Annotated in this window: 1 protein-coding gene; it reads left to right on the top strand. The window is 70.0% G+C overall.

Annotated elements, in window-relative coordinates:
• A partial coding sequence (locus G8346_RS01575; RefSeq protein ID WP_206202531.1) for a hypothetical protein occupies nt 1-194 on the top strand: 194 nt, incomplete at its 5' end.
• Between the last annotated feature and the right edge of the window lie 26 nt (nt 195-220).

Genomic DNA, 220 nt, shown 5'->3' with positions numbered 1-220 from the left:
TCGCAGAAGCCGTCGCCGTGTTCCGCATGGACGAATCAAAGACCGCTTACATCGCCCCGGCACGCGCCCCAGCCGCCAAGCCCAATGCCCCAGCCCAAAAGGCCAAGGCCAAGGGCGCCCCGGCCGCACCCGCGCGCAAGGCCCCCAAGCCCGCCGCCCTCGCCGAGGCCGGCGAAGAGTGGGCCGAGTTCTAGTCCTCTCCTGAGGCTCAACCTCCTCT

This window comes from Thioalkalivibrio sp. XN279 (genome assembly GCF_011089885.1).
Taxonomy (GTDB): Bacteria; Pseudomonadota; Gammaproteobacteria; order Steroidobacterales; family XN24; genus XN24.
Note: the sequence above shows the minus strand (reverse complement) of the source record. Positions and strands in the feature narration are given on the sequence as shown.